The organism is Ochrobactrum sp. PL_is501 (assembly GCF_055816895.1).
Window position 1 is genome coordinate 394,803 of record NZ_JBVPGR010000040.1, and the last position, 17,249, is coordinate 412,051.

The window sequence follows — 17,249 nt, forward strand, 5'->3', positions numbered from 1 at the left end:
TATGCGCAAACAACTCAGACAGAGAGGAAAGCCATGAACACCGCTGTTAGAAAAATCGACGTGAAGAAGGAAGCAGCAGAACTGCTTTCCAAGCTTGGTGTCGATGCTTCCGCCTATACGGGCGGCGACCTTGCCGGTTTCAGCCCCGTTTCAGGCGAACAGATTGCTGCGGTCAAGACCCACAGCAAGGACGACGCAGTCAAGATCATCGACAAGGCTGACGAAGCGTTCCGCGCATGGCGCACTGTTCCGGCACCGAAGCGCGGCGAACTGATCCGTCTTCTCGGCGAAGAACTGCGCGCTTCCAAGGAAGACCTTGGCCGCCTTGTTTCGCTCGAAGCCGGTAAGATTCCGTCTGAAGGTCTGGGCGAAGTGCAGGAAATGATCGACATCTGCGATTTCGCAGTCGGTCTGTCGCGCCAGCTCTACGGTCTCACCATCGCCACCGAACGCGCTGGCCATCGCATGATGGAAACCTGGCATCCGCTCGGTGTTGTCGGCGTTATCTCGGCCTTCAACTTCCCCGTAGCCGTGTGGTCGTGGAACGCCGCCCTTGCAATCGTCTGCGGCAACTCCGTTGTCTGGAAGCCGTCTGAAAAGACCCTTCTGACCGCTCTTGCCTGCGATGCGATCTTCAAGCGCGCGCTGAAGCGCTTCGGCGAAGCACCGGAAGGCATCTCGCTGCTTCTGCTCGGTGATCGTGAAATCGGTGAAGTCCTCGTCGACAGCCCGAAGGTTCCTGTCGTTTCGGCAACCGGTTCGACCCGCATGGGCCGCGAAGTCGGCCCGCGCCTTGCCAAGCGTTTTGCTCGCGCAATCCTTGAACTCGGCGGCAACAATGCTGGCATCGTCTGCCCGTCGGCCGATCTCGACATGGCGCTGCGCGCAATCGCTTTCGGCGCAATGGGCACCGCTGGCCAGCGTTGCACCACGCTGCGTCGTCTCTTCGTCCATGAAAGCGTTTACGACGCTCTCGTCCCGCGTCTCCAGAAGGCATATGCCAGCGTCACCGTTGGTTCGCCGCTCGAAACCAGCGCTCTGGTCGGTCCGCTGATCGACAAGGTTGCCTTCGACAACATGCAGAAGGCGCTCAAGGAAGCAGCTGCACACGGCGGCAAGGTACAGGGCGGCGAACGGGTCGATGCTGGCCATGAAAACGCTTACTACGTGCGTCCGGCTATCGTCGAAATGCCGAAGCAGGAAGGCCCGGTTCTCGAAGAAACCTTCGCCCCGATCCTCTACGTCATGAAGTATTCCGACTTTGATGATGTTCTGGCTCAGCACAATGCGGTTGGCGCAGGCCTGTCGTCCTCGATCTTCACGCTCAACCTGCAGGAAGCAGAACGCTTCCTTTCCGTTGAGGGTTCGGATTGCGGCATTGCAAACGTCAATATCGGCACGTCTGGTGCTGAAATCGGCGGCGCATTCGGTGGCGAAAAGGAAACCGGCGGCGGTCGTGAATCGGGTTCGGATGCGTGGAAGGCCTATATGCGCCGCGCAACCAACACCATCAACTACTCGAAGGCTCTGCCGCTCGCACAGGGCGTTTCCTTCGACATCGACTGATCGGTCTCATTATAGATCATAGAGAAAACCCCGCTTCGGCGGGGTTTTTTTAAGAGTCGCAACGTATTGACCGGTTGAGATTTTTGCAGTGACGCAGCGAAAATGACGCTTTCTCGAGAACCGGAGCGGAGTGTACTTTAAGGTACATGAGCACCGGAAGCGCAGAGAAGCGCCATTTGCAGACCGTCAGTGCGTAAATATCGACCGGTCAATCACCCCATGCGTTCGGAGGCGAACGACCCTGGGCTAGCAGGGAATACGACGGTGCGATTGCCGTTGAGGAATGAGCGGTGATGGATATGCGCGTGGACTGCACGCGCCAGAACCTGCGCTTCCACATCACGGCCAATCGACACGTAATCAGCCGCGCTCTGTGCGTGCGTGATGCGCGCCACGTCCTGCTCGATGATCGGACCTTCATCGAGGTCTGCGGTCACATAATGCGCTGTCGCGCCAATCAGCTTAACGCCACGCTCATAAGCCTGTTTATACGGGTTTGCCCCCTTGAAGGACGGCAGGAACGAGTGGTGGATATTGATGATCCTGCCCGACATCTTCTGGCAAAGCTGGTCGGACAGAACCTGCATGTAACGCGCAAGAACCACCAATTCCGTGCCAGTATCTTCCACTATATCCATGAGGCGCTGCTCGGCCTCCGGCTTGTTGGCCTTGGTGACGGCGATGTGGTGGAAAGGAATGTCGTGATTGACGACAACCTTCTGATAATCGAAATGGTTCGAGACCACACCGACAATATCGATCGGCAGCGCGCCGATCTTCCAGCGATACAGAAGATCGTTCAGGCAATGGCCGAAACGTGAGACCATCAGCAATGTCTTGGTGCGGTGGGCGTTATCATGGAATTCGAAATTCATTTCAAACGGAGCTGCCACCGGTGCAAAGCCGTCACGCAGCACGTCAAGCGCTACGCCTTCTTCGGAAATAAAGCTGACGCGCATGAAGAAGCGACCGGTGTCCAGATCGTCGAACTGGGCGCTATCGATGATGTTGCAACCCTTGCCGGCAAGATAACCCGAAATCGCGGCAACGATACCGCGCGTGGACTTGCAGGTGACGGTCAGGACAAAATTATGCATCGGACTTCCTCAAATTTTCGAAGGCGCAAGCCAGGGCGACCACACCGCGAACCTAATCCACGAAGCGGCCTCGGCCATGCCAGAATGCGTAATGCACTGACGGGATTGCGCTATCAAGCGACTTTGGAAGAAAGATTGTCCGATTTTGTTCCGGGCCGCATCCCGAGTTCCGGAATGCGGGCCAGCTTCAAAGATGCGGGTTGCGGTTACGATAACGGGCGACCAGCGAACGGTTCACATCGCCGGAACCCGGCATGTTGGCGCTGAGATAAATCGGCGCATCGCCCTCCCCTACCAGCCTTGCCGCCACATCTGCAAAAATGGCGTTGAGAATGGTCACACCAAGCGCGGTTGAAACCGGGCCGACCTTCAGCGCGCTGCCTTCCACTTCCAGCACCGCATCGCCCGCTGGCGCGTTATTGTCCAGAACGACATCGGCCAGAGAAAGCAATTGCGTGCGCCCCTTGGCGATGGCGTTGGAATAGGCGACGGAGGTGACCGCAATAACGGCAGCTCCCCTCTCACGCGCAAAGCGTGCTGCCTCAATGGGAGCGGCATTGACGCCGGAATTCGACACGACGATCAGCACGTCGCCCTCGCGAATGCCATAGCGCTCGAGAATTGGCAGCACAGCCCCTTCGATCCGCTCGAAATGCGAGCTTGCCACTGCACCATCCTGCAGCATGATAGCCCCGCAAAGAATAGGCACAGTGATCGCCAGTCCGCCTGCACGATAATGCAGCTCTTCCGCCATCATATGCGAATGGCCGGTGCCGAACACATAAACCCGGTGATCCGACTTGGCCGCAGTGGTGATGAGTTCCGCGGCCTTGGCCATCGGATCGGCAAGACGATCCCGCAGACCAGAGAGCCGGGCGATCAGATCATTGAAATAACGATCGGTGATTTCCGTCATCGGCTTTACCCCGCGATCTGCTTTTCACCCGAAAGCCACGTGGCTTTCGCAAACAACCCGTCGTCAAGATGGACCGCATCCATTCGCATGCCGGGGCGGAACGTACCGCGATCATCGAGACGCAGATAGCGTGCGGGGTAGTGGCTGGCCATGCGCAGTGCCTCGGCCAGCGTCAACTCCAGTTCGGCCACGCCAAAACGGATAGCCGACGCCATGTCGAGATCGGAACCGGCAATGGTGCCATCCGCCAGCACGAGCTTGGAGCAGATGCCGCCCGGCACGCGACGAACGGCACGCCCGTTGATCTCGAAGCTTTCAGAGTCCGAGCCGACCAGGGCCATCGCATCCGTTACGAAAAACAGATGCGCGTCGCCGCGCTTTGCCCTGAGCGCAAGCCGCAGCGCCATCGGATCGACATGGTGACCATCGGCAACGATACCGCACCAGATGTCGGGATGATCAAGCGCCGCGCCCGCAAGCCCCGGCGCTCGGTGGCCGATCTGGCTCATGGCATTGAAAAGATGGGTGACGCTGCGCGCACCCGCATCGAAGCGCTTGAACGCTTCCTCGGCGGTGGTGTCGCTGTGGCCGATGCTGACGATCACCCCCGCATCGCTCAACCGCCGCACCTGATCCGGCGTAACCTGCTCGGCTGCGAGCGTAACCAGCAAGGTGCCTACCTGCTTGGCCGTATGGCTATAGAGCGCAATATCGGCATCATTGACGGGGCGCATCAGCTCCGCCAGATGCGCTCCCTTCCGCGCCGGGGCCAGATGCGGCCCCTCAAGATGCAGGCCGGCAACGCCCTTGTCGGCCTTGACTGCTTCAATCGCCGCTTCGATGGCGCGGTCGCGCACCGGCATCGTATCGGTGATGAGGGTCGGCAGAAGGCTCGTCGTTCCATATTTGCGATGCCCCTTGGCAATCGTGAACATGGTTTCAGGCGTCGGCTCGTCGTTGAGCATGCGCCCGCCGCCGCCATTGACCTGCGCATCGATGAATCCGGGCGCAAGAACGCCGCCATTCAGACGCTCAACATCATGTGCCTCGCCCAGCGAGGCTTCCGGCACAACGGCTTCGATCCGGCCATCGCTGAACACCAGCGCGCTCTGGTCGTGAAAGCGCTCGCCGTCGAAGATGCGCGCCCCGGTTATTGCTGATTTTTTCGTCATACCGTCACCGTAACCTTGTTGAGATTGCGCGGCTTGTCGGGATCAAACCCCTTGCGGCGCGTGACCGCTTCGATAACGCGGTAGTAGTTGATGAGGGAAACCAGAGGATCGAGATGGGCATTGCCTGTGCTTGCCGACGGCAGGCGGTAGCCCGGCGTCTGCGCATCGGACAGCGACACGATACTCGCCCCGAATGAATGCAGCCGCTTCAGGGCCTGCATGTTGGTGTCGAAGGCTTCGTCTTGCGGCAGGAAGGAAACAATCGGGAACCCCTCTTCCACCAGCCGCATCGGGCCGTGCATCAGTTCGGCCAGAGAGAAGGCTTCGGCGTGGATATTCGCGGTTTCCTTTGCTTTCAGAGCAGCTTCGAGTGCAATCGCAAAGGCCGTGCCCCGGCCGCCGGTATAAAGCGAACGCGCATTGAACAGAAGGTTTTCAACCGCTTCGCGGCCATCGGGCTGTGTTGCAGCAAGCGCTTCCGGCAGGCGTTGCAGCCCAGCCTGCAGGTTTGTGTCACCGCTGGCCGACGCGACCACGCCCGACAGGGCTGCGACTGCGGCAATAAACGATTTGGTCGCAGCAACGCTTTTTTCTTCACCGGCATGGAGCGCCAACACGACGTCGGCAGCGTTACCAAGCGGGCTATCGACGACGTTCACGACGGCGATTGTCGTTGCACCACCTTTTTTGGCGGCTTCCTGCGCCGCAACAATATCGGGGCTGGCACCCGATTGCGAAACGGTGAAATGCAGGCCGTTCTTGAGCTTCAGCTTGGAGCCATAGACAGACGCCACCGAAGGTCCGATGGAAGCCACCGGAATACCCATCGTAATTTCCATCAGATATTTGAAGAATGTTGCCGCATGGTCGGACGAGCCGCGCGCGGCGGTAGTGATGACGGCAGGTTCGCTTTTCTGGAAAATGCGCGCGATTTCCGCGAATGTGCCTGCCTCCTTTTCAAGCAGACCGGCGACAACGGCTGGCGATTGTTCGGTTTCCTGCAGCATCAGGGAGGAAGGGCTGTTCATGGTCATTCTCCAATTTTCAGTTCCGCGACGAAGTCATAGGCATCGGCGCGATAATGCGAACGGGTATATTCGACGATCCGGTCGTCTTCGAGATGCGAGACGCGCTCGATCAAAAGTGCAGGCGCTCCGCGATGCACGCCAAGGAGGCGGGCTATGCCGGGATCGAGTGTAACGGCTGTCAGGCGCTGCAAGGCGCGAACCGGCTTGTGGCCGCGCCGTGCCAAAGCGCCATAAAGCGAGGTTTCATCGACGCGATCCTGATCCAGAAAATGGCGAGGAACCACCGCGCGCTCAAAAGCCATCGGCACACCATCGGCAAGACGCAGACGATCCAGCCGCACCACAGTCGTATCGACACCAATCCCCAGCCGGAAGGCTTCGTCTGGCGATGGCCTATCGATTTTATTGGTGACGACACGGGCACCCGGCTCCTTGCCGCGTGACAGCATGTCCTCTGAAAACGAGGTCAGGCGCCACAAATGCTGGCTGATGCGTGCCGGTCGCTCCGCGACGAAGGTGCCGCTGCCGCGCCGCGCTTCCACCACACCCTGGGTCAGCAATTCCTTATAGGCATTGCGAACGGTGATACGGCCGACGCCAAGCTGCTCTGCCAGATCGCGCTCCGGCGGGAGTCCCACAGCGGGCGCAAGCTGTCCTTCCTCGATCAGTTCACCGAGAATCCGCGCAAGGTTCCGGTAAAGCGGCCCTGTCAGCTGCGGATCGTGCAAACCGCGCTCTTCAATGGCCGTGATCAATGTGGTTCTATTCATGACTGACATAATAGAACCTATATAGAACCAATAGCAAGTGACAATCTCATGAAAAAAGCCCGGTCGGAACCGGGCTTTTCGTCAGTGCGATTGCGGAGCTGCATGCGCCTCGGCTGGCGGCGCATCCTCGTTGTGCTCCGGCTCCTTGATCCGGAACCAGGCGACATAAAGCGCTGGCAGGAAGAGGAGCGTGATTGCCGTACCCGCAATGATACCCCCCATCATGGCATAGGCCATCGGGCCCCAGAATACTTCGCGCGCGATGGGGATGAGCGCCAGGCTTGCCGCTGCCGCCGTCAGCGCGATGGGGCGCATTCGGTGCTGGCTGGCCTGCGTCACCGCATCCCATGGGTGCATGCCCTCCGCGATATGTTCCTCAACCTGCACGATCAAGATGACCGAGTTGCGGATGAGAATGCCAACCAGCGCCAGCACGCCGAGGATCGCCACGAAACCGAGTGGTTTGCCGCTTGGCAGCAAGGCCGCCACAACGCCGATCAAGCCCAGCGGGGCCACGGCCACCACAAGGAACAGGCGTTGGAAGCTCTGGAGCTGAACCATCAGGACGGTCGCCATGACGAACAGCATCAGCGGAACCACCGCAGCAATCGGCCCCTGGCTCTTGCCGCTTTCCTCCACCGTACCTGCCGTCTGGATGGAATATCCTGCCGGTAGCTTATCGGCGAAGGTTTTGATGGCTGGCGTCAAATCCTTGACGATTGTGTCCGGCATCGTCTTGTCGATGATGCCCACAGCCACGGTAATCGTCGGAATACGCGAACGGCGATAGATGACCGGCTGTTCCAGCTCATACCGGAAATTGGCTATCGCCGCCAATGGCACCGACGTCCCGTTGCCGGTTGCGATCTGCAAGCTTTGCAGCGTGTCGATCGAGTCGCGTTCCTGTTTCTGCGCCCGCGCAATGACATTGATCAGATAGATCGAATCCCGCACCTGCGTAATCGTGATCCCGCCAACAATGCCATTGAGGGTGGTTGCAATGTCCTTGGAGGAAATACCGAGTTTTCTCGCCTTGTCCTGCATCACATCGACGCGAATGACACGGCCCGGCTCGTTCCAATTATAGTTGACGACTCCAAGTCGCTTGTCCGCACTCAATATGCCGGCGAAATCCTGCGCAACACCGCGCAGCGTCTGAATGTCCGGCCCCGAGATACGGTACTGGATCGGACGGCCGACAGGCGGTCCAAGCTCCAGATATTTCACATAGACATCGGTCCCGACGTAATCCTTGCGGAGCACCTCATTGAACTTCTGCTTGAGCCTGTCTCGCGCTTGCAGATCCTTCGCAACGACGACCATCTGCCCGAAATACGGATTTGCGGGCTGCACGTCGAAGGAGAGAATGAAGCGGATGGCACCCTGCCCGATATAGGTACTCCAATGATCGATATCCGGATTGCCTTCGAGCATTGTCGCCTCGAATTTCTCCATCTGGGCCTTGGTGTCGGTGATGGAACTGTTTTGCGGCAGCGTCCAGTCGAGCACCAGTTCGGGACGATCAGATTCCGGGAAGAACTGTCGTTCGATAAAGCCCATGCCAAAAACGGACACGAGGAAGAGCGCGATTGTCGTAGCGATCGTGATCCATTTGTGCCGCATAGATGCGAGCAGAACCTGCGAGAAGATCGTGAAGAACCGGCTGCGCTTTTCTTCATGCGCCTTCATCTTCTTGGGCAGGAAAGTAACACCCAGCAATGGCGCGAACAGAACCGCCACGATCCATGACACGATCAGGGAAACCGCAATCACCACGAACAGTGTGTAGGTGTACTCGCCGGCCTGACTGCTGTTCAATCCGATCGGGATGAAGCCAGCAATGGTCACGAGCGTACCCGTCAACATGGGAAAGGCAGTGCTCGTATAAACGTAAGTCGCCGCCTTGTGGATGGGATCGCCTGCCTCCAGCCGTGCCACCATCATTTCAACAGCAATCATCGCATCATCGACCAGAAGACCGAGCGCGATGATGAGCGCGCCCAATGACACGCGCTGCAAGGAAATATCCATCAACGACATGATCAGGAAGGTGATGGCCAACACCAGCGGTATCGACAGCGAGACAACAAAACCAGCCCGCACGCCCAGACTGACAAAGCTCACGGCCAGCACAATGATGACAGCCTCGAACAGCGCTTCCGTGAAACCAGAAACCGCATCCTTGACGACTTCAGGCTGGTCGGCAACCTTGAAAACCTTGATACCGAGCGGAAGTTCCGCCGTCACCTGGCTCATCATCTTGTCGAGTGCCGCGCCGAACTCGAGCAGGTTGCCGTTTGGCTTCATGCCTATGCCGAGGCCGATTGCATCCTGTCCCTTCACGCGGAAAATGGATGTCGGCGGGTCTATATAGCCACGTGTGATCGTTGCCACATCCGAAAGGCGGAAGAAACGGTCATTCACGCGCAGGTTTACCGCCCGCAGATCGGCTTCCGAGGTGAATTGCCCGCTGACGCGCACGCTGATGCGCTCCGGTCCGGCTTCCACGACACCGGAAGGCGTGATTGCGTTCTGATCCTGCAAGGCTTGCAGGATTGCCTGCTGATCCAGCCCGAGCGCCGCGACCTGGCGCGTGGAGAACTCCAGATAAATGGCTTCGTCCTGCGCGCCGATCAATTCAACCTTGCCCGCATTGGGCAGTGTCAGGATTTTCGTTCGCGTACTCTCGGCGTAGTCCCGCAACTGCCGCATGGAAAAACCATCCGACGTGAAGGCATAGACGTTACCGTAAACGTCACCAAACTGGTCGTTGAAATACGGTCCAAGAACGCCTTGCGGCAGCGTAGTCTGGATATCGTTCAGGAAGTGGCGCACTTCCGTCCACGACTTTTTGACCTGTTCGGCCCGCGTCGTATCTTTCAGGAATACGAACACGATCGACTTGCCTGCCGTGGTTATGCTGCGCGTATAGTCGAGCGTATCGAGTTCCTCGAGCTTCTTTTCCAGCCGATCGGTAACCTGATTCAGCGTTTCCTCAACAGACGCACCCGGCCAATTGGCCTGCACAACCATTGTCTTGATGGTGAATTCCGGGTCTTCCTCCCGTCCGAGATCGATATAGGAAATGAAGCCCGCGACAAGAAAGACGAGCATGAAGTACCAGACCAGGGACCGATGATTCAGAGCCCAGTCAGACAGATTGAATCCTTTTTTCACAGGCCCGTTCCTTTCGCGTCCAGGCGGACTTTCTGTCCCTCCTTCAACTCATTCACCCCGGCAATCGCAACATAACTGCCGATATCGACACCTCCGGCGACAAAACTGCCGCCGCGCCGTTCGATAACCTGCACATCGTGAAGGGAAACCGTCTGCTTGTGCGGGTCGATGACCCAGATGCCGGTCTTGCCGTTTTCCTCGCGCAAGGATTGGATCGGCATCGTCACAAGGTTTTGCTCAGGAGCCGCCATGGCGGCACGGATGGTCGCGCCGAGACGAAAGCCGTCAGGCGGATTGTCCAGAGCGATGCGCACGCGGCGGGTGCGCGTCTGCGCATCCGCCTGCGGAGCGACTTCACGCACTGTACCCTGCCCTGTTACGGTTGAGTCAGCCTGAAGCTGCACATTGAAGGGCGTGCCCTGCTCAAAATACTGCGTCATGCGGTCGGGAATATCGACGACTGCTTCGCGAATATCCGGGCGTGCCACCGTCATTACGGTCTGTCCGGCCGCCACCACCTGCCCCACTTCGGCATTCGTTGTGGAAATGACTCCATCATAATCCGGGCGCAGCACAGCATAGCTGCGCTGATCCTGCGCCTTCTTCAGTCCCGCCTGGGCTTTTTCAAGCCCCGCCTGAGCGCTGTCCCGCGCCTGCCTCGCCGCATCATAATCGGCCTGAGACACATTATTGCCTTTCAGCAGGATGCGCTGGCGCTCCTCGCTTGCCGAGGCATTGGCAAACTGTGCTTCGGCGCTTGCCAGATCCGCCCTTGCCGACTGAACGGCAAGGTCGAGATTCGAAGGATCGAGCATTGCAACCATCTCGTCCTTCTTCACAAGATCGCCCACCTGGACAGGCCGGTTGATGATGCGTCCGAGCACCCGGAACGCCAGATCGGTGGAGTAGCGCGGCTCGATCGTGCCGGCAAAGCCAGTCTGCGTGACGGGCTTGGGCTCGACCACCATGTAAAGAACCGGGCGCACCGCGTCCGCGTTCGCTTGCTTGTCTTCTTCCTTGCCGCAGGCAGTGAGCAGAACTGCCGCGCCGAACGCCGCGACATATCCTATCGACCGGATCGCGGGAAACTGGATTGCCGTCTTCATTGTGCAACGAGCCCTTCCTGTTCCTCGATAACCTCGGCCTCTTCGCCTGAACGCAACATCTGCGCGCCTTTCGTGACGATCAGCTCGCCTTCCTGTAGTCCGCCCTCAACGAGGACCCGGCCTTTCTCGTAAGCGAGGACGCTGATCGGAACCAGCGTTGCCACTCTGGAATCCTTCGATAGCCTCCAGACCGCGGTCCGCCCCGCATCCGAGGTAATCGCGCTCCATGGCAAAACGACAATTTTCACGCTGTCCATATGAACCGTGCCTGTCACAGTGGCGCCGAGAGCCATCTGGGGCGGCGTTTGCGCTATCGCGACCTTCACCCGTACGGTTCCTGTCTGCGCATCGACCACCGGCGAAATCTCGCGAATCTTGCCTTCCGCGCTGATCGAAGCGTCGGAAAGCAATGCAATCGTTACGCCCATGCCGATCTTGGCGTGATTGACCAGCGTCTCCTGAACGTCGAAGACCGCATCGCGTGGGCCGTCCTCGGCAATCGAGAATGCCGTCTGCGCGGCCTGCACGACCTGACCTGCCTCGACATTGCGCGCTGTAATCACGCCGGAAACAGGTGCCTGCAATTCAGTATAGGACAGCTGATCGCGAGCATCGTTCAACTGGCTTTCGGCGCTGGCAAGGGCGCTCTGCGCCGTTTGCAGGTTCTGGTTGGCCTGATCATAGGTGCTGCGTGTCGTGAAGCCTTGCGCCAGCAATGCCTTCTGTCGTGCAAAATTCGCTTGCGCCTGCACGAGCTGCGCGTGTGCAGCATCCATGGAGGCCTGCGCGACGCGCAGATTGGCCTGCTGTTCGACATCGTCGATGCTGGCCAGCGGCTGGCCTTTTTTCACGTGCTGGCCTATCTCGACCAGACGCTGCACAACCTGACCGTTCAAACGGAACGATACATTGACAAGCGATCGCGCCGCTATCGCACCGGATAAAGTCAGTTTCGGCTGATAGTCGCTCGCGACCGCTTTCACCGCCGCTACCGGGACAAGCGAACCCGCCAGAGCCGGAGATCCGGCGCCAGGCGCCAATAGCCCCAGACAAATGAATAATATGCCGTGCCTTCTGACATGGACAGCAGCGGGCTGGCTCGCAGCGCGCTTCCATCCATTTCGCAATCCGTAAATGAGTGATTTTACTGGCATCTACACGATTCTCACTGGTTACGTTCTATTGAGATGCGATTAAAGCCGCACAGAGAAAAACGACTTCGTAAAAGAAGTGAAATCATAGCTATCATGGGGTCAAAATCTTTTCGGAAACGCTTATTGAAATAGTTGGCGCTATTGGCCTGTTTACCGACGCATTGCTAAGAAGAAGTGTAATAAATGCTGAATTTTGCGGAAAACTCCAAGAATACGAACTATTATATTCGACCTTCTAACCCTTGGCCTCCTCGACAAATCTTAAACCTGCTGCATTCAATTCATAACGCGTGCGTTGCGTGCGTGAATCGCGCTGCCTGATCCGCACATAACCCTGATCCTGACCGAGCAGTGAAATCTCCCGAAGAACCAGCGCGTGAGCGACGCCAAGCAGCCGCGCGAAGGTTCGGCTGTCTGACGCGATATCCAGCGCCAGTGCTGCGATAATTCCCGCGCCAAGCCCCGAAAGACTGCTGGACGCGGTGAGGAGAGCATCGACCAACGCCATATATTCCGCCTCACCTTCATCCATCATGCGGCAACCGATTTCACGGGGCGGAACGAAACAATCACCGATTTGGAGGTCGGCGTATAGCTTTCATCACCGGAACTGGCGAGCGGCACCAGCACATTCATTTCCGGGTAATAGCCCGCGATACAACCGCGCGGAATGTCATAAGGCACAAAACGAAAATCCCGGGCGATCCGCTCCACACCATCGTCGAACTCGCCGACAATATCGGCCCGGTCGCCCGCTTCAACGCCAAGATCGGCCATGTCAGCCGCATTCATGAAGACGACCTGCCGTTCGCCATAGACCCCGCGATAGCGATCATCCATGCCATAAATGGTCGTATTGTACTGATCATGACTGCGGAAGGTCTGCAGCACATAACGCCCCGGCTTGCCGCGTGCCTGCTGATGCTCGACCGCTTCCGGCAAAGCGCCAGTCCAGAACGTCGCCTTGCCCTCTGTCGTATTCCATTCCAGTTCACGGGCAGAGTTACGCAAATGGAAACCGCGAGGAACCCGTACGCGCTTGTTGAAATCGTAGAAGTCCGGCAATACGCGAGCAATGCGGTCGCGAATGAGATCATAATCGTCGGCAAGTTCCAGCCAATTGACCGGCTGCGGTCCAAGCGTCGCCTGCGCCATGCCTGCAATGATCGCCACTTCCGAGCGCAGATGCGGGGACGCCGGCGCATTAATGCCGCCCGAACCATGCACCATGCTCATGGAATCCTCAACCGTCACGATCTGCGCAACGCCCTTGGAATTGAGGTCAATTTCAGTGCGCCCCAGGCACGGCAGAATGAAAGAATCCTGTCCGGGCACCAGATGCGAATGGTTGAGCTTGGTCGCGATATGAACCGTCAGGCGCTGGCTTGAAAGCGCTTTCGCGATAAGCGGGCTGTCGGGGGTAGCCCGCGCGAAATTGCCCCCGAGACCGATGAATGCCTGGGCCGACCCGTCGAGCATGGCGCCGATGGCACCCAGAACATTGTGCCCCGGCTCTCGTGGAACTTCGAAGCCAAACTCCTTTTCCAGCGCATCAAGAAATGCAACGGGAGGCCGTTCATTGATCCCGACGGTGCGATCACCCTGCACGTTGGAATGGCCGCGAACCGGACAAAGCCCGGCACCCGGCCTGCCGATATTGCCGCGTAGCAGCATGAAGTTTGTGATTTCGCGGATCGTAATGACCGAATGGCGGTGCTGGGTGATCCCCATCGCCCAGGTGCAGATGACCCGCTCCGATTGCATATATATCTGCGCCGCGCGTTCCAATGACTGCCGAGGCAGACCGGACTGATCCTCGATTTCTTCCCATGAGGTCGCATCGACTGCGGCGCGATAAGCCGCCAGCTCCGCCGTATGTGTTTGGAGAAAATCCCGGTCGAGGATCGATGGCTTGCCAGCGGCGATTGCCGCGTCATCCGCCGCAAAAACCGCCTTGGCCATGCCGCGGAAGGCGGCAAGATCGCCGCCAAGACGCGGCTGGAAATAGTCGCTTGCTATGGCTTCACTGCCGCCATGCAGCATTTCAAGCTTGTTCTGCGGATCGGCAAATCTTTCCAGCCCGCGCTCGCGGATCGGATTGAAAACGACGATCCGTGCGCCGCGCTCGGCTGCACGGCGCAAATCGCCCAGCATGCGCGGGTGGTTGGTGCCCGGATTCTGACCGACGACGAAAATGGCATCGGCCATTTCGAAATCTTCCAGCAGCACGGTCCCCTTGCCGACACCGACCGACTGTTTCAGTGCGACACCGCTTGCCTCGTGGCACATATTGGAACAATCGGGGAAGTTATTGGTCCCATAGGCACGCACAAACAACTGGTAGAGAAATGCGGCCTCGTTCGAAGCGCGACCTGAAGTATAGAATTCAACCCGGTTTGGACTGTCGAAACTCTTCAGAATACCGCCTATAGTTCTGAAAGCCTCGTCCCATTCGATGGCTTCATACTGATCAGTCGAAGCATTGTACCGCATGGGATGGGTCAGACGACCGGTGTTTTCCAGATCGTAATCCGTCCAGTTGCGCAGCTTCGAAACCGTATGCTCGCGGAAAAAAGCAGGCGTCGTGCGCCGGTCAGTCGCCTCCCAGGCGACCGCCTTCACACCATTCTCGCAAAATTCGAAGGAAGAACCATGTTCCGGATCACCCCAGGCGCAACCGGGACAATCAAACCCGTCGGGCTGGTTGGCCTTGAGAAGCGTGCGCGCGCCGGAGAGAGGAGCGCCGCTTGCGAGCAATTGCTTGCCGCAGCTTTTCAACGCGCCCCATCCGCCTGCTGCGGCAGATCGCTTGCCGATGAAACCGGTTTTGATGGCTTTGCTCATCCGTTACCCTCTGACCCAGTTGCAAGACCGCCTTCTTCAATTGGCACGAACTTGCCTGGGCGGGTGCCAATATCATAAGAGGAACTGCACGGTTCTTCAATTAACTGCGAGGCAATTGTTATCCGATACTTGTTCGTACTTGATTTCAGTCGCACGATCCGTCATGCGATTGGTCAAGAAAAATTACCACAAGGGGTGGGATAGATGCCCAACATCGTTGAAATCGCCGATCTGAAGCGGCTTGCCCGGCGCCGCGTCCCCAAGATGTTCTTTGATTACGCGGATTCTGGCGCCTGGACTGAGTCGACCTATCGCGCCAACGAAGACGACTTCAAGAAGATCAAATTGCGCCAGCGCGTTCTCGTCGACATGACGAACCGTTCGCTGGAAACGACGATGATCGGCGAAAAAGTGGCGATGCCGGTGGCTCTCGCCCCGACCGGCCTGACCGGCATGCAGCACGCTGACGGCGAAATGCTGGCGGCACAGGCAGCCGAAGCCTTCGGCGTTCCTTTCACCCTTTCGACCATGAGCATCTGCTCCATCGAAGACGTTGCTTCGGTCACCAAGAAGCCGTTCTGGTTCCAGCTTTACGTGATGAAAGACCGCGATTTCGTGAAGAACCTGATCGACCGCGCCAAGGCGGCGGGTTGCTCGGCGTTGGTGCTGACGCTTGATCTCCAGATTCTCGGCCAGCGCCACAAGGATATCCGCAACGGCCTTTCCGCCCCGCCGAAATTCACCCCGAAGCATATCTGGCAGATGGCGACGCGCCCCGGCTGGTGCCTTGGCATGATGGGCACCCAGCGCCGCACCTTCCGCAACATTGCCGGTCACGCAAAGAACGTCACCGACCTTTCGTCGCTTTCTTCCTGGACGGCGGAACAGTTCGACCCGCAGCTCAACTGGAACGACGTGGCCTGGATCAAGGAACAGTGGGGCGGCAAGCTTATCCTCAAGGGCATTCTCGATGTCGAGGACGCGAAGATGGCAGCCAAGTCAGGCGCCGACGCGATCATCGTGTCGAACCATGGCGGTCGCCAGCTTGACGGCGCGCCGTCTTCCATTTCCATGCTGCAGCCGATCGTTGAGGCTGTCGGCGACAAGATCGAAGTTCACGTCGACGGCGGCATTCGTTCAGGTCAGGACGTACTGAAAGCCCGCGCGCTCGGCGCGCAGGGCGTGTTCATCGGGCGCCCGTTCCTCTACGGTCTCGGCGCAATGGGCAAGGACGGCGTGACGCTGGCGCTTGAAATCATCCGCAAGGAACTGGATATCACCATGGCGCTCTGCGGCAAGCGCGATATCAACGATATCGACAAGTCGATCATCCATTCCATAAACTTTTGACGCTGTTTGGAGCCGGCCCCGTGTCGGCTCCTTACTTTAGCTATTACTTAAAAATTATCGCGCTATACGTGAGTTTCGACGGAAAACACACCGCAAAGTTACTTAATAATAACTAACTGTTAAACATATCTCTTTACCATATCCGGCAATACGGCTTTTGAGCCGTTTTTCTGTTCGGATTTGGAGTAGAAACCGATGAAGCGCATTTCCGCCATTGCCATCGTGGCTGTCAGTCTGATGGCGGGATCAAATGCGGCATTCGCCGCTGATATAATTGCAGACCCCGTCATTGAACCAATGCCGGAACCGGTCAATGCCTCCGGCTGGTATATTCGTGGCGACCTCGGTTACAATTTCAAATCCAGCACGGATGGTGAGTGGAATTTCTGGAACCAGTTCGATCCGCCTCATCGCGGCATTGACGACACACTGCGTTACAACGATTTCGACCTCAAGGCAGGCGCGACCTACGGCGTGGGTGTGGGTTACCGCTTCACCGACATGTTCCGCGCCGACGCCACGCTCGACTATTTCCGCGCGGGCATCAACGGACGCACCCCTTGTCCGAGCTATGTGAAGTCCGGGAAGGGTTTCAATCCGGTCGAAAACAACTGCAACTACGAGGATTCCTCCACCGCCAATATCTGGACAGCCATGGCCAACGCCTATGTCGACCTGCCGCGCACGGGGCCTGTGACGCCTTATCTCGGCGCCGGACTTGGCGCTGCCTATGTCAGATATGACGACTGGAAAAGCCACGAAGTCTGCGCTGGCTGCACCTATTCCAGCGAAAAGGGCGGACTGGACAGCTGGCGTTTTGCCATGGCTCTCATGGCCGGTGTCAGCTATGACCTGACCGAACAGCTCAAGCTCGATGTCGGTTATCGCTATATGCGCATCAATGGCGGCAAGGCCTATGGATATGATGCTGACGACCGCAGCACGAACCCTTACGGCAATGCCGAGGGACCGGGCGCGACCGGGACGCAGGCCAAGGACAATGGCTTCAACATGCATACGATCCGCGCCGGTCTTCGTTACGAATTCCGTTAGAGCGGTTCCTATTTGA

Annotated in this window: 13 protein-coding genes; 3 read left to right on the top strand and 10 right to left on the bottom strand. The window is 58.1% G+C overall.

Going from position 1 to position 17,249, the window contains the following annotated elements; genetic code table 11:
• Positions 1-33 precede the first annotated feature (33 nt).
• Positions 34-1,566, top strand: a complete 1,533-nt coding sequence (gene amaB / locus AC0TOF_RS21405; RefSeq protein ID WP_122001357.1) for an L-piperidine-6-carboxylate dehydrogenase — start codon at positions 34-36, stop codon at positions 1,564-1,566.
• 212 nt (positions 1,567-1,778) lie between these two features.
• Here amaB and purU read toward each other — a convergent pair whose 3' ends face one another.
• The 10 genes from purU to AC0TOF_RS21455 all read right to left on the bottom strand — a co-directional run bounded on the left by purU (position 1,779) and on the right by AC0TOF_RS21455 (position 14,830).
• Positions 1,779-2,663: a formyltetrahydrofolate deformylase gene (gene purU, locus AC0TOF_RS21410; protein ID WP_473769719.1), complete on the bottom strand. Its 885-nt coding sequence runs from the start codon at positions 2,661-2,663 to the stop codon at positions 1,779-1,781.
• Positions 2,664-2,850: 187 nt separating this feature from the next.
• Positions 2,851-3,579, bottom strand: coding sequence for an SIS domain-containing protein (locus AC0TOF_RS21415; RefSeq protein ID WP_473769720.1), 729 nt, complete (start codon positions 3,577-3,579; stop codon positions 2,851-2,853).
• Between the two features lie 5 nt (positions 3,580-3,584).
• The gene (gene nagA / locus AC0TOF_RS21420; protein ID WP_473769721.1) at positions 3,585-4,751 is read right to left on the bottom strand and encodes an N-acetylglucosamine-6-phosphate deacetylase; all 1,167 of its coding nucleotides are present in this window, start codon (positions 4,749-4,751) and stop codon (positions 3,585-3,587) included.
• Complete coding sequence (locus AC0TOF_RS21425; protein ID WP_473769722.1) at positions 4,748-5,779, bottom strand: SIS domain-containing protein; 1,032 nt, start codon at positions 5,777-5,779, stop codon at positions 4,748-4,750. The genes nagA and AC0TOF_RS21425 overlap by 4 nt, the downstream gene beginning before the upstream one ends.
• A 2-nt stretch (positions 5,780-5,781) precedes the next feature.
• Complete coding sequence (locus AC0TOF_RS21430) at positions 5,782-6,549, bottom strand: GntR family transcriptional regulator (RefSeq protein ID WP_122001512.1); 768 nt, start codon at positions 6,547-6,549, stop codon at positions 5,782-5,784.
• Positions 6,550-6,630: 81 nt separating this feature from the next.
• Positions 6,631-9,726 carry an efflux RND transporter permease subunit gene (locus AC0TOF_RS21435; protein ID WP_473769723.1) on the bottom strand — a complete coding sequence of 1,032 codons (3,096 nt, stop codon included), beginning with the start codon at positions 9,724-9,726 and terminating at the stop codon, positions 6,631-6,633.
• Positions 9,723-10,832: an efflux RND transporter periplasmic adaptor subunit gene (locus AC0TOF_RS21440; protein ID WP_473769724.1), complete on the bottom strand. Its 1,110-nt coding sequence runs from the start codon at positions 10,830-10,832 to the stop codon at positions 9,723-9,725. The genes AC0TOF_RS21435 and AC0TOF_RS21440 overlap by 4 nt, the downstream gene beginning before the upstream one ends.
• Positions 10,829-11,896, bottom strand: a complete 1,068-nt coding sequence (locus tag AC0TOF_RS21445) for an efflux RND transporter periplasmic adaptor subunit (protein ID WP_473769848.1) — start codon at positions 11,894-11,896, stop codon at positions 10,829-10,831. Before AC0TOF_RS21445 ends, AC0TOF_RS21440 begins: the two co-directional genes overlap by 4 nt.
• 325 nt (positions 11,897-12,221) lie before the next feature.
• Complete coding sequence (locus AC0TOF_RS21450; protein ID WP_122001364.1) at positions 12,222-12,521, bottom strand: hypothetical protein; 300 nt, start codon at positions 12,519-12,521, stop codon at positions 12,222-12,224.
• Positions 12,518-14,830 carry an FdhF/YdeP family oxidoreductase gene (locus AC0TOF_RS21455; protein WP_473769725.1) on the bottom strand — a complete coding sequence of 771 codons (2,313 nt, stop codon included), beginning with the start codon at positions 14,828-14,830 and terminating at the stop codon, positions 12,518-12,520. Before AC0TOF_RS21455 ends, AC0TOF_RS21450 begins: the two co-directional genes overlap by 4 nt.
• A 204-nt stretch (positions 14,831-15,034) precedes the next feature.
• On the opposite strand from AC0TOF_RS21455, the gene AC0TOF_RS21460 reads away from it, so the two are divergent.
• Both AC0TOF_RS21460 and AC0TOF_RS21465 read left to right on the top strand, forming a co-directional pair.
• Entirely contained in the window at positions 15,035-16,180 is a 1,146-nt protein-coding gene (locus AC0TOF_RS21460; protein WP_473769726.1) for an alpha-hydroxy acid oxidase, read from the top strand.
• Between the two features lie 195 nt (positions 16,181-16,375).
• Positions 16,376-17,233, top strand: a complete 858-nt coding sequence (locus AC0TOF_RS21465; RefSeq protein WP_122001367.1) for an outer membrane protein — start codon at positions 16,376-16,378, stop codon at positions 17,231-17,233.
• Positions 17,234-17,249: the final 16 nt, after the last annotated feature.